Origin of the sequence: Pseudomonas sp. NPDC087346 (genome assembly GCF_044744235.1) — a bacterium.
Classification (GTDB): Bacteria; Pseudomonadota; Gammaproteobacteria; order Pseudomonadales; family Pseudomonadaceae; genus Aquipseudomonas.
Genome location: NZ_JBIUXX010000096.1, coordinates 1,241 through 4,980 on the forward strand (window position 1 = coordinate 1,241; position 3,740 = coordinate 4,980).

Annotated in this window: 4 protein-coding genes; 3 read left to right on the forward strand and 1 reads right to left on the reverse strand. The window is 58.4% G+C overall.

Annotated elements, in window-relative coordinates; translation table 11 throughout:
- From secD to ACIOZM_RS29765, 3 genes are all read left to right on the forward strand, one after another.
- The coding region (gene secD, locus ACIOZM_RS29755) for a protein translocase subunit SecD (protein WP_401220776.1) at window positions 1-1,137 on the forward strand (1,137 nt) is incomplete at its 5' end.
- Window positions 1,138-1,146: 9 nt separating this feature from the next.
- A complete protein-coding gene (secF, locus tag ACIOZM_RS29760) occupies window positions 1,147-2,061 on the forward strand; it encodes a protein translocase subunit SecF (RefSeq protein ID WP_401220779.1) in 915 nt (304 codons plus the stop codon).
- Between the two features lie 121 nt (window positions 2,062-2,182).
- Window positions 2,183-2,731, forward strand: coding sequence for a glycine zipper 2TM domain-containing protein (locus tag ACIOZM_RS29765; RefSeq protein ID WP_401220781.1), 549 nt, complete (start codon window positions 2,183-2,185; stop codon window positions 2,729-2,731).
- 223 nt (window positions 2,732-2,954) lie between these two features.
- Here ACIOZM_RS29765 and ACIOZM_RS29770 read toward each other — a convergent pair.
- Window positions 2,955-3,740, reverse strand: a 786-nt coding sequence (locus ACIOZM_RS29770) for an inositol monophosphatase family protein (RefSeq protein ID WP_401220784.1), incomplete at its 5' end; no start/stop codon positions are given.

Here is a 3,740-nt window from a genome sequence, read left to right on the forward strand (position 1 = left end):
GAGCTGGGTGTTGCCGAACCGATCGTTCAGCGTCAGGGCGCCAACCGCATCGTGGTTGAGCTGCCGGGCGTGCAGGACACTGCCGAAGCCAAGCGTATCCTCGGCAAGACGGCCAACCTTGAGTTCCGTCTGGCCGCCGAGCCTGGCGCTTCGAAAGCCACTTCCGAAACTTTCGAGTTCCGTGAAGGCAAGCGTCCTCCTGCACAGATCGAGCGTGGCCTGATCATCACCGGTGACCAGGTTACCGACGCCAAGGCTGGTTTCGGCGAGCACGGCACGCCTGAAGTGAACATCCGTCTGGATGGTCACGGTGGCGAGCTGATGAGCCGCGCAACCCGCAGCAACGTCGGTCGCAGCATGGCGGTGATCTTCATCGAACAGCGTCCGGTGACTACTTACGTCAAGCAAGTGGTCGACGGTGTCGAGAAAGACGTCGCGGTTCAAACGTTTAAAGAAGAGAAGAAGATCATCAGCCTGGCGACCATTCAGTCGCCGCTGGGTGCGCAATTCCGCATCACTGGCCTGAACGGTCAGGGCGAGTCGTCCGAGCTGGCGCTGCTGCTGCGTGCCGGTGGTCTGGCTGCTCCGATGTACTTCGCTGAAGAGCGCACAATCGGTCCGAGCCTGGGTGCTGACAACATCACCAAAGGTATCGATGCATCGCTGTGGGGCATGCTGTTCGTGTCGCTGTTCATCATCGCCATCTACCGCTTCTTCGGCATCATCGCCACCGTCGCTCTGGCGGTGAACATGGTGTTGTTGCTGGCACTGATGTCGCTGTTGGGCGCAACGCTGACCCTGCCGGGTATTGCCGGTATCGTCTTGACCATGGGTATGGCGGTCGACGCCAACGTGCTGATCTTCTCGCGGATTCGTGAAGAGATCGCCGCCGGCATGACTGTGCAGCGTGCAATCAACGAAGGCTTCGGCCGGGCATTCACCGCGATTCTCGACGCCAACCTGACAACATTGTTGGTCGGCGGGATTCTCTTTGCGATGGGCACCGGCCCGGTCAAAGGTTTCGCAGTGACCATGTCCCTCGGGATCTTTACCTCGATGTTCACGGCCATCATGGTGACCCGCGCGATGGTCAACCTGATCTTCGGCGGTCGTGACTTCAAGAAGTTGTGGATTTAAGGGGCTGCCATGTTACGTACAATCAACTTCATGGGCGTTCGCAACTTCGCGTTCGGCGTCACAGTGTTTCTTACGGTGCTGGCAATTTTCAGCGTCTTCCACAAGGGCATGAACTGGGGTCTGGACTTCACCGGCGGTACGCTCATTGAGCTGACCTACGAGCGTCCGGCCGACGTCACCAAGGTTCGTCAAGAGCTGGTGACTTCCGGTTATCACGAAGCCATTGTGCAGAGCTTCGGTGCTACCACAGACCTGCTGGTGCGTATGCCAGGTGAGGACCCGCAGTTGGGTCATCAGGTGGCGGAAGCGTTGCAGAAGCTGGGCGGCGACAACCCGGCAACGGTCAAGCGCGTCGAATTCGTTGGCCCGCAGGTCGGTGAAGAACTGCGCGACCAGGGCGGCCTCGGCATGCTGCTGGCGCTCGGCGGTATCCTGATCTACCTGGCTTTCCGCTTTCAGTGGAAGTTCGCGGTCGGTGCCATCGTTTCGCTGATCCACGACGTGATCGTGACCATCGGTATCCTGTCGTTCTTCCAGATCACTTTCGATCTGACGGTGCTGGCGGCGGTACTGGCGATCATCGGTTACTCGCTGAACGACACCATCGTGGTATTCGACCGGGTTCGTGAGAATTTCCGTGTACTGCGCAAGGCTACGCTGATCGAGAACATCAACATCTCGACCACCCAGACCCTGCTGCGGACCATGGCGACTTCGATCTCCACATTGCTGGCGATCTCGGCGCTGTTGTTCTTCGGTGGTGACAACCTGTTCGGCTTCTCCATCGCCTTGTTCATCGGTGTTCTGGCGGGTACCTACTCGTCGATCTACATCGCGAACGTGGTGCTGATCTGGCTGAACCTGAGTACGGAAGATCTTATTCCGCCGGCCAACACCGAGAAGGAAATCGACGACCGTCCATAACGGCCATCGATCTTCCGGTTGTCTGCCAAAAAAGGCGCGAGTTGAACTCGCGCCTTTTTTTATGCTCCAAGGCTGGGAGAAGCGCGGGCAATGACCCGCATGTGATGGTCAGGAGGTTCATGTGAACAAGTCGTTGCTGGTTGGTGCGGTACTGGGTGCTGTCGGTGTGACTGCCGGGGGCGCTGTTGCCACCTACAGCCTGGTTAAAAGCGGCCCTGAGTATGCGCAAGTGCTGGCCGTTGAACCGGTCAAAACACAGATCAAGACTCCACGTGAAGTGTGCAAGGACGTTGCAGTAACCCGTCAGGCGCCGGTCAAGGATCAACACCAGATCATGGGTACGGTGCTCGGCGCGGTTGGCGGTGGTCTGCTGGGTAATATGGTTGGCGGCGGTAATGGCAAGAAAATCGCCACCGTGGCCGGTGCAGTCGGTGGTGGTTACGCCGGTAACAAAGTGCAGGAAGGTATGCAGAATCGCGATACCTACACCACTACCCAGACTCGCTGTAACACCGTGAATGACATCAGTGACAAGGTTGTCGGTTACGACGTGCGTTATTCGCTGGATGGCAAGGAAGGCAAAGTTCGCATGGATCGTGATCCGGGTAACCAGATTCCGGTCGACAAGGAAGGCAAGCTGGTACTGTCGCAGGCTCAGCCGGGTCAATAATCGGTTAATGCCTTTAAAAAGAAGCACCCTTCGGGGTGCTTTTTTGTGCTCGCAGATAACCCAGTCCCAATGTAGGAGCTGCCGAAGGCTGCGATCTTTTGATCTTGTTTTTAAAAACCAAAGTCAAAAGATCGCAGCCTTCGGCAGCTCCTACAGGGGGTGATGTTGAATTGCAGAGATAAAAAAAGCACCCCGAAGGGTGCTTTTTTGTGTCGCTCGAAGCTTAGCGCTTCAGCGAAGCTGGCAGGTGCGGCTGGATCGCTGTCAGAACTGCCTTGAAGCATTTGGTGTTGCCGGCAACGATGTGGCCTTTTTCAAGGAAATCGTGACCGCCGGTGAAGTCGCTCACCAGGCCGCCAGCTTCTTGAATCAGCAGTGCGCCTGCAGCCATGTCCCACTCGGACAGGCCCGACTCCCAGAAGGCGTCGAAGCGGCCGGCGGCCACGTAAGCCAGGTCCAGGCTTGCCGAGCCGGCGCGGCGGATGCCGGCAGTCTGGCCAACCAGGGCGCGGAACATGCCCAGATAGTTTTCCAGGTTGTCCATCTGGTCGTCGCGGAACGGGAAGCCGGTACCCAGCAGGGCGCCGTCAAGGCTGGTGCGACCGCTGACGCGCAGACGACGACCGTTCAGTTGAGCGCCGCGACCACGGCTGGCGGTGAATTCTTCCTGGCGAACCGGGTCCAGAACCACTGCGTGTTCCAGGCGGCCACGGTATTTGCAGGCAATGCTGACAGCAAAGTGCGGGATGCCGCGCAGGAAGTTGGTGGTGCCGTCCAGTGGATCGATGATCCACAGGTATTCTTCGCCTTCGATGCCGGTGCCAGCGTGCAGGCCGGTTTCTTCACCGCGGATCGAGTGGTTCGGGTACGCCTTGCGCAGGGCGTCGATGATTTTCTGCTCAGCAGCGCGATCAACCTCGGATACATAATCCTTGGCGTCTTTTTCGTCGACCTTGATGGTATCCAGGCGCTCGATGGAGCGGAAGATCAGTTCACTGGCGCTGCGGGC

Bases quoted from the DNA above. Each gene is read 5' to 3' on its own strand.
- secF (WP_401220779.1), top strand. From the start codon at position 1,147: ATGTTACGTACAATCAACTTCATGGGCGTTCGCAACTTCGCGTTCGGC.